We start from the raw sequence: 13,932 nt of genomic DNA, 5'->3' as shown, positions 1-13,932 counted from the left end.
GCGGGCACGGACAGGTGAGCTAGGTTCGCTTCCATGGCGATTATGGGCATAGGCATCGATGTGGTTTCCATACCTGATTTCGCCGAGCAGGTGGACCGGCCGGGAACCGTATTCGCCGAGACGTTCACGCCGGGTGAGCGCCGGGACGCCGCGGACAAGAGTTCGTCGGCGGCCCGGCACCTGGCGGCCCGGTGGGCGGCCAAGGAAGCTGTGATCAAGGCCTGGTCCAGCTCACGGTTCTCCAAGCGGCCGGCCCTGCCGGAGGGGATCCACCGCGATATCGAGGTGGTCACCGACATGTGGGGTCGGCCCAAGGTGCGGCTGTCCGGCGAGATCGCCAAGCACCTCGAAACCGTGACCATTCACGTCTCGCTCACCCACGAGGCCGACACCGCCGCCGCGGTGGCGATCATCGAGGAGCTCTAGCGTTGCTCCGCGAGCGTGCGTGTCTGCTGCCAGACACGCCGTGATCGAGCGGCACTTCGTGCACGTTCGCAGCATTCGAGAGTGCGGCTAGTGTCGTCAGCATGAGTGACGTCGTGGCGCGGGTTCAGCAGGTGTTGCCGTCGGTGCGGTCGGATCTGGAGGATCTGGTACGTATCCAGTCGGTGTGGGCCGACCCGGCCCGCCGTGATGAGGTGCACCGCAGCGCCGAGGCCGTCGCAAAGCTGTTGGCCGAGACAGGCTTTCCTGAGGTCCGCATCGTCAGCGAAGGCGGTGCGCCCGCCGTCATCGCGCATTACCCGCCACCTGCGGGAGCCCCGACGGTGCTGCTGTACGCCCACCATGACGTGCAGCCTGAAGGGGATCCGGCCCAGTGGGATTCCGCACCGTTCGAGCCCACCGAACGTGACGGCCGGCTCTACGGCCGCGGCACCGCCGACGACAAGGCCGGTATCGCAACCCATCTGGCGGCCATCCGGGCGTTCGACGGCAAGCCTCCGGTCGGCGTCACGGTATTCGTCGAAGGCGAGGAGGAATCCGGTTCTCCGTCACTGGGTGCACTCCTGGCTGCCCACAAGGAAGCACTGGCCGCCGACGTCATCGTCATCGCCGACTCCGACAACTGGAGCACCGAGATCCCGGCGCTGACCGTGACCCTGCGTGGCCTGGCCGACTGTGTGGTCGAGGTGGCCACCCTGGACCATGGCCTGCATTCGGGCCTGTGGGGTGGGGTGGTGCCGGATGCGTTGAGCGTGCTGGTGCGGTTGCTGGCCAGCCTGCATGACGACGACGGAAACGTCGCGGTCGCCGGCCTGCACGAGGCCACCGCTGCCGACGTCGACCGTGGCGCCCACTGGGTCCGCGAGGAATCCGGACTGCTGGAGGGGGTGGCCGAAATCGGTTCCGGCTCAGTGGTGCAACGCATGTGGGCCAAACCCGCGATCACCGTCATCGGCATCGACACCACATCCATCGACAAGTCGTCGAACACGCTGATCCCGCGGGCCCGCGCCAAGATCAGCATGCGGGTCGCGCCCGGCGGTGACGCCCACGCGCATCTGGAGGCGTTGACCCGTCACCTCGAGACCCATGTGCCCTGGGGAGCCCAGGTCATCGTGACTCGCGGCGATGTCGGCCAGCCCTACGCGATCGATTCCTCCGGTGCGGTGTACGACGCGGCCCGCACGGCGTTCCGGACCGCCTGGGGCACCGACCCGGTGGACATGGGTATGGGCGGATCAATTCCCTTCATCGCCGAGTTCGCCGAAGCCTTCCCGGCCGCGACGATTCTGGTGACCGGCGTGGAGGACCCGGGAACCCAGGCGCACAGCGTGAACGAAAGCCTGCATCTCGGGGTGCTTGAGAAAGCGGCGACGGCCGAAGCGTTACTGCTCGAGGCACTGGGCAGTTAGCCCGAGATGGCCAGCAGCGTCGGCTGGTTCGTCGTCGGCCTGATCGCCTTGGCGATCGGCGCGGAGGTGATGGTCCGCGGCGGTGCGAAACTTGCTGCGCGCCTGGGAATCAGCCCGATCCTGATCGGTCTGACCGTGGTGTCGATCGGCACCAGTCTTCCCGAGCTGGCTGTCGGCATCACCGCCGCGACCACTGGCAGCGGCGAACTGGCCGTCGGCAACATCGCCGGCACCAACGTCGTCAACATCTTGTTCATCCTCGGGCTCAGTGCATTGATCCGTCCGCTGGCGATCCAACAGCGCACCTTGCGCTTCGACCTGCCAGTGATGGCGGGAGCCGCGGTCCTGCTCTGGGTGTTGGCCGTCAACGGCGTGCTGTCGCGCGTGGACGGGCTGATCCTGGTGTCTGGAGCCATCGTGTACACCGCTGTGCTGATCCGGATGTCGCGGCGGGAGAGCCGGGCAACTGTGGCCGGGTACGCCGAAGCCTTCCCGTCGGGACAGGCAAGCAGTGCCGCGGCGAAACCGCTTGGCGGCGGCGCACTTCAGGATACGGTCATGACGGTAAGCGGTATCGCCGTGGTGATTCTCGGGGCCGAATGGCTGGTAGGTGGGGCGGTGGGGATCGCCCGCGGATTCGGGGTGTCGGACGCGCTCATCGGCCTGACCGTCGTGGCGATCGGAACCTCGGCCCCGGAGTTGGTCACGACGATCGTCTCGACGGTGCGCGGCGAACGCGACATCGCAGTGGGCAACCTACTTGGCAGCAGTGTCTACAACATCCTGCTGATCCTGGGCATCACGTGCCTGGTACCCGCGCACGGGCTGGAGCTGACACACAACCTCGTGTGGATCGACATCCCACTGATGGTCGCGGCGAGCCTGGCCTGCATCCCGATCTTCGTCTCGGGCCGGCGGGTGCACCGAGCGGAGGGGGCCGCGATGATCGCGGCCTACCTCGGCTACCTGATGTTCCTGCTGACGACCCAGTTGTGACCAGTGTCAGACCGACAGGTCGCGGCGCAACTTGGCGACGTGGCCGGTGGCCCGCACGTTGTACTGCGCGACGGCGATCTTGCCCTTCTCGTCGACGAGGAACGTCGACCGGATCACACCCTGAACGGTCTTGCCGTACATGGTCTTTTCGCCGAAAGCGCCCCAGGCCGTCAACACCTCACGGTCCGGATCGGACAGCAACGGGAAGGTGAGTTCCTCCTTGTCGCGGAACTTGGCGAGCTTCTCCGGCTTGTCGGGGGAGATACCGATGACATCGAGGCCGGCGCCGTTGAGCTCGGCGAGGCTGTCCCGGAAATCGCACGCCTGCTTGGTGCAGCCGGGTGTCGATGCCGCGGGGTAGAAGTACACGATGACCTTGCGGCCCTTGTAGTCGGAGAGCTTGACGACGTTGCCGTCGGCATCGGGCAGGCTGAAAGCGGGGGCGGTGTCTCCCACCTCGAGGCGCGGGGTTTGCGGCATTCGTGGGTATCCCTTCTTGTCGACCGGTTCCGTCGTCACGGCGCCGGCTGATCTAGGGTAGTGCGGCAGGGCAGCACGACATGGAGCGGCTTGGAGGAGCAAACAGTGGCGAACCGGGACCCGGAGAGCATCAAGCGGGATATCGATCAGGCTCGCGATCAGCTGGCGGTGACTGTCGACTCCCTGGCAGAGCGGGCCAACCCGCAGCGCCTGGCCGACGATTTCAAGTCGGCTGTGATCGGCTTCATCAAGAAGCCCGCCGTGACGGCGTCATTGGCCGGTGCAGGAGTGCTGGTGGTGTTCGTCGTCGTGCGACGGATCAAGCGGCGCTGAGTGTAGATCCGCAGGGCGCGCGTTGTGCGCCCTGCGGAGATGCTGCGTTCAGCGGCTCAGGCCCATTCGCCGCTCAGCGGCTTCGGCCCATTCGCCGCTCAGCGGCGGCGGAACAGGAGCCAGTCCGCCAACGAGAAACTCGGGGGATTGGCGATCCGGCCCAGGCGGTTGCACGTATACACCATGACGGGCTGGTTCGCAGCAACAAATGCGGCAGTCGATGCAGCTGTGGGATCGGCGCCACCTACGGCAGGCATCAGCTAACACCCCTCATCTTGGCGCAATCGCCACGCGGTACCGGATCGCAATTAATCAGCTAACTTGAGATTAACACGGTTTCTGGCGTCTGACCAGCGGAAGCGCTGGAGTTGGATTCTAAGCAGTAACTTACGACTACGTCAACGGCAGAGTGTTGCCGCGACTCGCCGGGTTGCGTCACGGTTATCAGCACATTATCGAAGTATGTCGCCGACGGGCCTCTGGCTGTTACGGGTACCGTTCACCGCAAATTCGGCCGGGCCCTCTGGTGGCAGATGGAGAGTGGCTGCGTAGCGCGGGATGGAATCGGATCGGTTCACAGAAAAGTTTGCTGGCATGTTGGCGTCGCGTGACGCGTGGTCAGCCGTTCTGTCCTGATCCACGCTGATTTGGTGGGGAAAACGATTGGCAAACACGTATCGGTCTGATAATCGCCGGGGCTCTGTGCAACTCGGTGTCGAGCGGGCGCGATAGCTGAAATCTGCTGCATAGCAGGGCGGGAACGGCTCTTTCTTGTCGAACCGGTTGCTAGTGCATAGGTGTCCAGCTAAGGTCGACGTCGGGTCAGGATCGGGGAGGCGACCCTGGGTATTGATCCCGACCGCAACACGGGACAATCGTGTGACAAGGGGGTATTGCGTTGCAGCTAACTTATTTTCCGTTTGCCAGGATCGCTGCATGGGCTATCGCCGGTCGAGCCGATCCCGGCGGGCTCATCGTCGGGATTCGCTGACGACACCCAATGGCTCATGTCGAACTTCTGTAAGGCGATGTGGGCCGTGGTCACACCGACGGGAGGTAGCCATATGGCGCATGTGAGCGACGAGACCCTGGGCGATCTGCGCAGGGAGCTCGACCGCTTCAAGAGCGAGCAGTACCGGGATCACGGCTATGCGGCCGCACATCTGGCCGGGGCCGTGGAGATGTTGTTGGAAGAGGCTGAACCCAGCATCGGCGACCGACTGGCCGAGAGGTACCGAGCCTGACAGGCGATGAGCAATCCCGGTAACGCCGAAACCCTGAAACGCAAAAACCCTGCCGAGGCAGGGTTTTTGGTTGGTGCGCCGTCAGGGTTTCGAACCCCGGACCCGCTGATTAAGAGTCAGCTGCTCTACCAACTGAGCTAACGGCGCGCGAGAGAGACAATAACAGGAGTTTCTCTCAACAGTGAAATCCGCTGGTGGCGGGCCTGTGACGCGCTTCTGGTCGGCCCGATCCGGCCGGAACCCTTAGACTATTGCCAAGAATTTGCTATCGACCGTGCGAGGGGTAGGACGACCATGGGGCAGGCCCAGACGGTGACCCGTCCGTATCGGGGTGTGTTCCGGCGGGCAGTGGTTGCCATGGTGCCGGCAATGATGTTGGGGCTTACCGCGTGCGGGGGTGAAGACCCACAGGGGCCGACTCCGGTGATCACTGACAAGGGCACTCCCTACGGCGATTTGTTGGTGCCCAGAGTCAACGCTTCGGTGACCGATGGCGCCGTCGGCGTAACCGTCGACGCGCCGGTCACGGTGAGCGCGGAGAATGGTGTGCTCGGCGGCGTCACCATGACCAACGAAGAAGGCGCCAGCGTCGCAGGCAAGTTCAGTGCCGACGGGCTGACATGGTCCACCACCGACCCACTCGACTACAACGAGCAGTACACCCTCAACGCGCAGTCTCTGGGCCTCGGTGGCGTCGCCAACCGCAGACTGCGGTTCGAGACGCACTCCCCGGCCAACTTGACGATGCCGTACGTCCTGCCGAACAACGGGGAAGTGGTCGGGGTGGGGCAACCGGTGGCAATCCGGTTCGACGAGAACATCTCCGATCGACTGGCTGCCCAACGTGCCGTCACCGTCAAGACCGATCCGCCTGTCGAAGGTGCGTTCTACTGGCTCAACAACCGCGAAGTACGTTGGCGCCCCGCGAAATACTGGAAGCCCGGCACCTCGGTGGACGTCACGGTCAACACCTACGGTGTCGAGTTGGGCGATGGATTGTTCGGTCAGGGCAATGTCACGACCCACTTCACGATCGGCGATGAGGTGATCGCGCAGGCCGACGACACCACCAAGACACTGACCGTCCGGCGCAACGGCGAGGTCGTCAAGGCCATGCCGATCTCCATGGGTAAGAACAGTTCTCCGACCAACAACGGCGTCTACATCGTCGGCGACCGTTTCGACCACATGGTGATGGATTCCTCCACCTATGGGGTGCCGGTCAACTCGCCGAACGGCTATCGCACCGAGGTCGACTTCGCGACCCAGATGTCCTACAGCGGCATCTACGTGCACGGCGCCCCGTGGTCGGTCGGCAGCCAGGGTTACAGCAACGTCAGCCATGGCTGCCTCAATGTCAGCACCGCGAACGCCAGGTGGTTCTACGAGAACACCAAACGCGGCGACATCGTCGAGGTCGTCAACACCGTGGGCTCGGTGTTGCCGGGCACTGAGGGCCTGGGGGACTGGAACATCCCGTGGGACCAGTGGCGCACCGGCAACGCCAGTACCTGACCCGATTACCCCTGCGGTAATCGACATCTCGCTTCGAGTCGGTGAATCTGGCTGAGTCCCAGTCGATTACCGTGAAAGAGGCGAAATGGCCGAGCTCAACGACACCGTCACCGCGTACCTCAGTACCTGGAATGCCACCGATGCCGCCGACCGACGGGCCTTGTTGGAACGGCACTGGTCGGCCGGCGCCACCTACACCGATCCGCTGGCTGAGGTGAGCGGACACGACGGGGTGTCCGCCGCCATCGAAGCGGTCCACTCCCAGTTTCCGGGATTCGTGTTCACCCTCGTCAGCGGGCCCGACACCCACCACCGGCAGGCGCGTTTCCAGTGGGGGCTCGGTCCGCGCGACGCCGACCCGATCGTGGTCGGATTCGACGTACTCGCCACTGACGACGAGGGCCGGATCCAGACCGTGCTCGGGTTCCTGGATCAGGTGCCGGCCTGACTAATTCGATGAACGATCCAGTGCCGCAAGCGATTCGTCGAGGAATTCGGACCCGAACGGTGGCATCCCGCCGATCTGGTCGCGGAAGCTCTGCGGGGTGTCGGTCCAGTCGTAGGTGAGGGTGACGTCGGTCTGGTCCCCGTTGGGGGCCAGGTCGTACCGCCACCACCAGCCACCGGGCGCATGGTGGCCCTGCTCGTCGAGCTGGCCGGGCAACCAGGCGATGGTCCGGTCCTGCTCGAACTCGGTCACCAGGTTGTGCATGACGTAGTGGCCACCGGCCGCCGGCAGGAACATGTTGACCGCGAAGATCTGGCCGGTCCCGGTGATCTGTTCGGGGTCGATCGCGTCGCGCACCCAGTCGCCGGGCTCGGTGTCGCAATGCCGGGCCGGGTTGGCCAGGACGGCGAACACCTGCGCAGGGGAGGCGGAGATGGTGCGGGTGACGACGTAGCGCTGGCTGTCGGTTGCCGTCGTGTCGGTAGATGAAGTCACAGGGAGTCCTTTCCATACAGCTGGGCGATGTCGGGGCTGTCGAGCCAGCCCGAGTAGGTCGGCTGTTTGGGCCAGCCGTCGGGGGAGTCCTGCCATTGTTCCTGCCGGCCCCACGGCAGCAGATCGATCAGCGCGAACGAGTGGCTGAGTTGTTCGGTGCCACGGCCATTGGTGTGCCAGGTGCGGTAGACGGTTTTTTCACCCGATGGCGCGGTCGCACAAAAGAACACGTTGACCGCGAAGCCTTCGCCAGGCGCGGCGTCGACGTCGGACCCGAAGGAGCTCTCCGATGCGGAGAACCAGTCCATGCGGTTGCCGACTTTCTCGCGGTACGCCAGCGCCTCCTCTATGGGCCCGTTGGTGACGATGACGAAGCGGGCGTCGTAGTTGTCCAGAAAGTCGAGACGCGTGAACTGCGACGTGAAGCCGGTGCAGCCGCCGCACTGCCATTCGGCACCGTCGGTCCACATGTGGTGGTAGGTGATCAACTGAGCGCGTCCGTCGAATACATCGGCCAGGCGCACCGGGCCGTCGGCACCGATCAGTGTGTACTCGGGCAGCTCCACCATCGGCAGCCGGCGGCGTGCGGCGGCGATCGCGTCCAGTTCCCGGGTGGCGGCCTTCTCTCGGCGCCGCAGGTCGTCGAGCGCGGTGCGCCACGCCTGCTGGTCGACTATCGGCGGTTTTCCTGTCGTCATGAAGGGCTCCTGACTGCTGCTCGGAGAATCTCGTTCTCTTAAGTGGACCCACCGAGCGTCCGGAATTCATCGCACCCGGTAATGTCCGACGAGCGAAGGGTGACCTAACACCTTGAGATGAACCATGGAGGTTGATCCAGAATGAGCGGTCAGCGAGCCGACGCAGCAGGGCTGCGTCTCCTCGTCGTCGGTGCTTCCTCGGGCATCGGCCACGCTGTTGCGGTCAGTGCCACCGAACGCGGCGCCAAGGTCACCGTCGCCGCGCGACGCGTCGATCTGCTGAATTCCCTGGCAGACGCCATCGGCGGATTTGCCTTCGAGCTCGACGTCGAAGACTCCTCGGCCATCAGTCGCGTGGTCAACGAGGCAGCGGACGCGCTCGGCGGCCTGGACGCCGTGGTGTTCACCAGCACCGTGATCCCCTTCGCCTACATCGAGGACACCGACGTCGCCACCTGGTTGCACGCGTTCAGCGTCAACACGGTGGGTGCCAACAACGTATTGCGGGCGGCGACACCGCGGCTGTCCGAGAACGGTGTGGTGCTGGTCGCGTCGAGCTATGACGTGGGCCGTCCGCGGGCCGGTGTGGCGGCATACAGCGCGAGCAAGGCCGCGCTCGACGAGATCCTGAACTCCTGGCGCATCGAGCATCCCGAGCTGTCGCTGATTCGGGTGGGCGTCGGCCCCACCGACGACACCGAGATCCTGCGCGGTGCGGACCGCGACCTGCTGGACCAATTGGTCAAGACGTGGGTGGCCCAGGGCGCCCTGCCGGCCCGGATGTCGGCCCTGGGCGACGTCGCCAACACCCTGGTGTCGCTGGTGACCACCGCCTACGAGAATCCGACCGTGGTGCCCGAGATCGTGCAACTGGCGCCGCGGATCAGGAAGAAGACGGACGCGGTCGACGCGACGAAGTAGTCCGCGGTAGCCCGCAACGCGATCTCGCGGCCGGTGACTCCGGTCGCTGCGATACCTCGAAGGGTGTGAGGGCCGTTCGGCCACAAGGCCTTTGGGGTCCTTTGTGTGCCTGCGCTGTGCACTCCGCGACGCATGATGTCCGCGATGCCATGTCTTCGTAGCCTTCGTCGGCGGGTTCATCGCTGTGCCCGAGCGACACGCCGGGTAGTAGATCTCGCCGTTCTCGGCACGGTGCCGTGGCGATCCTGCAGACCTTGAAGCTGCTTCCGGACGGCTTTCTATGAGTTTCAAATGGATTGATTGATAACGACAATCGTATTCAATAACTTGGACCCTTCGGGTAGATGGTCTACAGGGAGGGTTTCTCGTGGTCGCGGTATGGATGGCCTCACCGCCAGAGGTGCATTCAGCGTTGCTGACCAGCGGCCCGGGTCCTGGTGCGATGTTGGCCGCGGCCGGCGCATGGTCGTCCTTGAGTGTCGAATATGCCTCGGTGGCAACAGAACTCGCTGCAGTGTTGGGTGCGGTGCAAGCAGGAGCATGGCAGGGTCCGAGTGCCGAACAGTACGTGGCTGCTCACCTTCCGTACCTGGCGTGGTTGCAGCAGGTCAGCGCCGACAGCTCGGCGATCGCTGTCCAGCATGAAACCGCGGCCGCGGCTTACACCAGTGCATTGGCAGCGATGCCCACCCTGGCCGAGCTGGCCGCCAACCATGCTCGGCAGGCGGTTCTGGTGTCCACGAACTTCTTTGGGATCAACACCATCCCGATCGCGGTGAACGAGGCCGACTACGTGCGGATGTGGATTCAGGCTGCGACGACGATGACCGTCTATCAAGGGGTCTCCGAGACGTCTGTGGCATCCGCGCCATCCACCCCGGCGGCGCCGCGGATCCTGCACGACGACCACGACCACGAGGACGACCACGAACACGACGACGATCATGACCATGACCATGACGGCGACTACGATCACGATCATGACGGCGACCACGATCATGACCACGATGACCATGGCCACGGTGACCTGAGCCCGCTCGACCCGCGGTGGTGGCTGGAAGTCGGCCACGAGCAGATCGAGAACATCGGCTTGCTGATCGACAACCTGCTGAACGACCCTGCCGCGTTGTTGACCAATTTACCTATGGTGTTGGCCGACATGGCTTTCCATGCGGCCCAGCTGCTGCAGGTCGTCGTTCAGTTGTCCCCGGCCCTGATCCAGCCCGCCCTGAGTGTCGTGATTGCCAACCTGGGGTGGGCGATCACCGGCCTGGCGGCAATCCAGCCGCCCGCCTTGGTCGGCGCGGAAATTCCGGCCGGCGCCGATCCTGAATCATGGCCGGCGGCCGGGGGCGCATCGACGGTAACGAGCGGGACGCCGGCTTCGGCTGCGCCGTCGGCTCCCGCGGCCCCCTCGACCGGCGCGTCGGCGTCGGCACCCGTCGCCTCCGCATCGGTGCCCTCGGCTGCTCCGGGTGGTGGACCGGGATTCTTCCCGCCCTATCTGATCGGCGCGCCGGGCGCCGCCGTCCCGGCTGCGGCGCGGGCCGACGCCGCGGCCGGCGCTAAGAGGAAGGCCACCGAACCCGATGCCGCTGCGGCCGCTGCCGGCGAAACAGCCCGCGAGGCCCGGGCCCGCCGCAGGCGCCGCGCAGCGATGCGCGAGAAGGGCCACGGCTACGAATACATGGACCTGCAAGCTGATCCGGACGGGAACACCGCACCGGAGACGTCACCGACGGCCTCGGGCCGCGGTGCGGGGCCGCTGGGCTTTTCCGGAGTGCTCGACAAGCCGGAAGCGACGACAACCGGCTTGGCGACGCTGGGCGGCGCCGAGTTCGGCGACGGTTCGACGGTGCCACTGTTGCCATCCACCTGGGATCCGGACTCGAAGGAGTGAGGCGGCGGGGCTGTGTCGGCCGAACACCGCTGACGCAGCTGCCAGACTCTGTGCGTGCGTTGGGATTGGTTGCTGCTAGGTGCGTTGGTGTGCACTCTGGCCGGTTGGCTGTTGCGCCGCTACGGCCCTGATGCGCCTGATCTCCAGGTGGCGGCCAGGGTTCTGATGATCGGCGGACTGTCGGTCGTTGCCGCCGTGACGGCACTGTACGTGGGGTTTTTCGCCCTGCTGCTCTACTGGCCGGTGGTGCGGGTCTTCGACGACGGTTGGCCTATGACGTTCGCGGTCTACGCTCAGGCGGCTGTGATGTTCGGCCTCGTCGTCATCGCAGTGCGGCGAAATGTGCTGAGCCGGCTCCCCGTGCTGGTGTTCGCCGCGACGACGCTGGCGTTCAGCGCGTGGCTCTGCCTGCATCCACTGGAATGGCTTCCACAACCGAGTTGAGCCTCATCGAGGCCTGAAACCAGAAACGCCGCCTGCTTGCGCAGACGGCGTCCCCGATATCGGGGTGGCTGACGGGACTCGAACCCGCGACAGCCAGGATCACAACCTGGTGCTCTACCAACTGAACTACAGCCACCATCGCCGCGCTGCCTTTCGGCGTATGCGGCTCGTAGATACTAACTGCTCGGGTGTCCTACCGCCGAATCGGTTTCGGTCGCGTCGTTCTTCGGCGGGCCGAGCTCGGCGGCGATCGCAGCGATATCGCTGGTAGAAGGCCCGGGCTGGGCGACGAACGCGGTCGAGCGGTAGTACTTGAGTTCGCGGATCGACTCGTGGATGTCGGCCAGGGCGCGGTGTGCGAGACCTTTCTCCGGCTGGCCGAAGTAGATCCGGGGGTACCAGCGGCGGCACAGTTCCTTGATCGAGCTGACGTCGATCATCCGGTAGTGCAGGTAATCGTCGAGTTTGGGCATGTCGCGAGCGATGAAGCCACGGTCTGTCGCAATCGAGTTGCCGGCCAGGGGAGCGGCCTTGGCCGTCTTGACGTGCTCGCGGATGTAGTCGAGCACCATCTGCTCGGCGGTGGCCACGTCGACGGTCGACACCCGGACTTCCTCGATCAACCCGGACCGGGTGTGCATCTGTTTGACCACGTCGACCATCGAGGACAGCGCCTCGTCGTCGGTGTGAATGACCACGTCAAGGCCGTCACCGAGGATGTTCAGGTCAGCGTCGGTTACCAGAACCGCGATCTCGATCAGCCGATCGGACTTGAGGTCCAGGCCGGTCATCTCGCAGTCGATCCATACCAGTTCGTCTCGCACGAAGATCCACAGTATTCCTACACGTGACAACGAGCCGTCACACCCACCGCGCGCGCCGCCTGACAAGTAGTGTCAGACCCCGATTGGCTCGTTCGCGAAAACTGGGAGGACCGCGGCATGACCACCGAATCGACAGCCACGCCCGCGCAGCAGATTGCTGCCGGTTACGCAGTCGAAGGCCAGGCGTTGGAGCTGGGAACTGTGTTCGTCCCCGACGACACAGGCGGCACTGTCGACCCGAGCGCGCAGGTCCGCATTCCGCTGGCCACGGTCAACCGGCACGGGTTGATCGCCGGTGCCACGGGTACCGGCAAGACGAAGACGCTGCAGGTGATCGCCGAGCAGTTGTCCGCGGCGGGTGTCCCGGTGGTGATGGCCGACGTGAAGGGCGATCTGTCGGGGCTGTCGAAGGCCGGCGAGGCCAACGACAAGACCGCGCAGCGGGCCAAGGACACCGGCGACAGCTGGACGCCGACCGCCTTCCCGGTGGAATTCCTGTCGCTGGGCACCGAAGGGATCGGGGTCCCGGTGCGGGCCACGATCACCAGCTTCGGGCCCATCCTGCTGTCAAAGGTTCTGGGGCTCAACACAACTCAGGAGTCCACGCTCGGCCTGATCTTCCACTGGGCCGATCAGAAGGGCTTGCCGCTGCTGGACATCAAGGACCTGCGTTCGGTGATCCAGTTCCTCACCAGCGACGAGGGCAAGCCCGAACTCAAGGCCCTGGGCGCGGTGTCGACCACGACGGCGGGTGTCATCCTGCGGGCCCTGGTCAACCTGGAGGCCGAGGGCGCCGATTCGTTCTTCGGCGAACCGGAGCTGGAGCCCAAGGATCTGCTGCGCACCGACGCGCAGGGCCGCGGCATCATCAGCCTGCTGGAGTTGGGTTCGCAGGCCGCGCGCCCGGTGATGTTCTCGACGTTCCTGATGTGGGTGCTGGCGGATCTGTTCACGTCGCTGCCCGAGGTCGGTGACATCGACAAGCCGAAGCTGGTCTTCATCTTCGATGAGGCCCATCTGCTTTTCACCGACGCGTCCAAGGCGTTCCTGGAGCAGGTCGAGCAGACCGTCAAGCTGATCCGCTCCAAGGGGGTCGGCGTGTTCTTCTGCACGCAGCTGCCCACGGACGTCCCCAACAATGTGCTCTCACAGCTGGGTGCCCGGGTGCAGCATGCGTTGCGCGCCTTCACCCCGGACGATCAGAAGGCCTTGTCGAAGACCGTGCGCACCTACCCGAAGACCGATGTCTACGACCTGGAGAAGGCGCTGACGTCGTTGGGTATCGGCGAGGCTGTGGTCACGGTGCTCTCGGAGAAGGGTGCGCCGACACCGGTGGCGTGGACGAGGATGCGGGCGCCGCGGTCGTTGATGGACACGATCGGCACTGACGCGATCACGGCTGCCGCCAAGGCCAGCCCGCTGCAGGCGACGTACGGCCAGACAGTGGACCGGGATTCGGCCTACGAGCAGCTGGCCGCCAAGCTGGCCCCACCGCCGTCGCCGGAGGATTCGGGCGGCTTCGGCGGTATCGAGGCGTCAGGTGAGATCGAGGCCATGCCGGCCCCGGCGCAGCCGGCCGAGCCGGGGGTGCTCGAGCAGGTGCTCAAGAGCTCGGCATTCAAGAGCGCCATGCGGTCGGCGGGCACCGTGATCGGTCGCGAGATCACCCGCAGCATCTTCGGGACGGGCCGCCGCCGGTAGTCCCCACATCCGCCGAAATGGCATTCCGGCAGGGCGTTACTCGATGTTTCGCTGCTGGAATGCCATTTCGGCGAAAA

At 65.2% G+C, this 13,932-nt stretch carries 15 protein-coding genes and 2 tRNA genes; 11 read left to right on the top strand and 6 right to left on the bottom strand.

Annotated features, from left to right (window positions below; all coding sequences use genetic code 11):
• Positions 1-33 precede the first annotated feature (33 nt).
• The 3 genes from acpS (at position 34) to A5779_RS28200 (ending at position 2,852) form a co-directional block, all read left to right on the top strand.
• Entirely contained in the window at positions 34-426 is a 393-nt protein-coding gene (acpS, locus tag A5779_RS28210) for a holo-ACP synthase AcpS (RefSeq protein ID WP_003880044.1), read from the top strand.
• A gap of 101 nt (positions 427-527) precedes the next feature.
• Positions 528-1,856: a dipeptidase gene (locus tag A5779_RS28205; protein ID WP_064887033.1), complete on the top strand. Its 1,329-nt coding sequence runs from the start codon at positions 528-530 to the stop codon at positions 1,854-1,856.
• 6 nt (positions 1,857-1,862) lie between these two features.
• On the top strand, positions 1,863-2,852 hold the full coding sequence (locus A5779_RS28200) for a calcium/sodium antiporter (protein WP_064887032.1): 990 nt from the start codon (positions 1,863-1,865) through the stop codon (positions 2,850-2,852).
• Positions 2,853-2,858: 6 nt separating this feature from the next.
• On the opposite strand, the gene bcp is transcribed toward A5779_RS28200, so the two are convergent.
• Positions 2,859-3,332, bottom strand: a complete 474-nt coding sequence (bcp, locus tag A5779_RS28195; RefSeq protein WP_064887031.1) for a thioredoxin-dependent thiol peroxidase — start codon at positions 3,330-3,332, stop codon at positions 2,859-2,861.
• Positions 3,333-3,437: 105 nt separating this feature from the next.
• Here bcp and A5779_RS28190 point away from each other — a divergent pair, with 105 nt between their 5' ends.
• The gene (locus tag A5779_RS28190) at positions 3,438-3,665 is read left to right on the top strand and encodes a DUF3618 domain-containing protein (RefSeq protein ID WP_044524135.1); all 228 of its coding nucleotides are present in this window, start codon (positions 3,438-3,440) and stop codon (positions 3,663-3,665) included.
• A gap of 1,064 nt (positions 3,666-4,729) precedes the next feature.
• Positions 4,730-4,909 carry a hypothetical protein gene (locus tag A5779_RS28185; RefSeq protein WP_055115836.1) on the top strand — a complete coding sequence of 60 codons (180 nt, stop codon included), beginning with the start codon at positions 4,730-4,732 and terminating at the stop codon, positions 4,907-4,909.
• Positions 4,910-4,980: 71 nt separating this feature from the next.
• On the opposite strand, the gene A5779_RS28180 is transcribed toward A5779_RS28185, so the two are convergent.
• Positions 4,981-5,056, bottom strand: a tRNA-Lys gene (locus A5779_RS28180).
• Positions 5,057-5,203: 147 nt separating this feature from the next.
• On the opposite strand from A5779_RS28180, the gene A5779_RS28175 reads away from it, so the two are divergent.
• A complete protein-coding gene (locus tag A5779_RS28175; protein WP_064887030.1) occupies positions 5,204-6,424 on the top strand; it encodes a L,D-transpeptidase in 1,221 nt (406 codons plus the stop codon).
• Between the two features lie 85 nt (positions 6,425-6,509).
• The gene (locus A5779_RS28170; RefSeq protein WP_064887029.1) at positions 6,510-6,872 is read left to right on the top strand and encodes a nuclear transport factor 2 family protein; all 363 of its coding nucleotides are present in this window, start codon (positions 6,510-6,512) and stop codon (positions 6,870-6,872) included.
• Here the strand turns inward: A5779_RS28170 and A5779_RS28165 are convergent, their stop codons facing one another.
• Positions 6,873-7,367, bottom strand: a complete 495-nt coding sequence (locus tag A5779_RS28165; protein WP_064887028.1) for an SRPBCC family protein — start codon at positions 7,365-7,367, stop codon at positions 6,873-6,875.
• A complete protein-coding gene (locus A5779_RS28160) occupies positions 7,364-8,065 on the bottom strand; it encodes a DUF899 family protein (protein ID WP_064887027.1) in 702 nt (233 codons plus the stop codon). Before A5779_RS28160 ends, A5779_RS28165 begins: the two co-directional genes overlap by 4 nt.
• Positions 8,066-8,206: 141 nt before the next feature.
• On the opposite strand from A5779_RS28160, the gene A5779_RS28155 reads away from it, so the two are divergent.
• The 3 genes from A5779_RS28155 to A5779_RS28145 all read left to right on the top strand — a co-directional run bounded on the left by A5779_RS28155 (position 8,207) and on the right by A5779_RS28145 (position 11,330).
• Complete coding sequence (locus A5779_RS28155) at positions 8,207-8,986, top strand: SDR family oxidoreductase (RefSeq protein WP_064887026.1); 780 nt, start codon at positions 8,207-8,209, stop codon at positions 8,984-8,986.
• A 382-nt stretch (positions 8,987-9,368) separates the two neighbouring features.
• Positions 9,369-10,886, top strand: coding sequence for a PPE family protein (locus tag A5779_RS28150; protein WP_064887045.1), 1,518 nt, complete (start codon positions 9,369-9,371; stop codon positions 10,884-10,886).
• Between the two features lie 54 nt (positions 10,887-10,940).
• Positions 10,941-11,330 (top strand): hypothetical protein, encoded by a 390-nt coding sequence (locus A5779_RS28145; RefSeq protein ID WP_131811705.1) that lies wholly within the window; start codon positions 10,941-10,943, stop codon positions 11,328-11,330.
• A 63-nt stretch (positions 11,331-11,393) separates the two neighbouring features.
• On the opposite strand, the gene A5779_RS28140 is transcribed toward A5779_RS28145, so the two are convergent.
• Positions 11,394-11,466, bottom strand: a tRNA-His gene (locus A5779_RS28140).
• 40 nt (positions 11,467-11,506) lie between these two features.
• A complete protein-coding gene (gene orn / locus A5779_RS28135) occupies positions 11,507-12,154 on the bottom strand; it encodes an oligoribonuclease (RefSeq protein ID WP_064887024.1) in 648 nt (215 codons plus the stop codon).
• 117 nt (positions 12,155-12,271) lie between these two features.
• Here orn and A5779_RS28130 point away from each other — a divergent pair, with 117 nt between their 5' ends.
• The gene (locus A5779_RS28130) at positions 12,272-13,855 is read left to right on the top strand and encodes a helicase HerA-like domain-containing protein (protein WP_064887023.1); all 1,584 of its coding nucleotides are present in this window, start codon (positions 12,272-12,274) and stop codon (positions 13,853-13,855) included.
• Positions 13,856-13,932: the final 77 nt, after the last annotated feature.

It is taken from the genome of Mycolicibacterium peregrinum (assembly GCF_001665625.1).
GTDB lineage: Bacteria > Actinomycetota > Actinomycetes > Mycobacteriales > Mycobacteriaceae > Mycobacterium > Mycobacterium peregrinum_B.
This window is presented reverse-complemented; position numbering and strand designations above follow the sequence as displayed.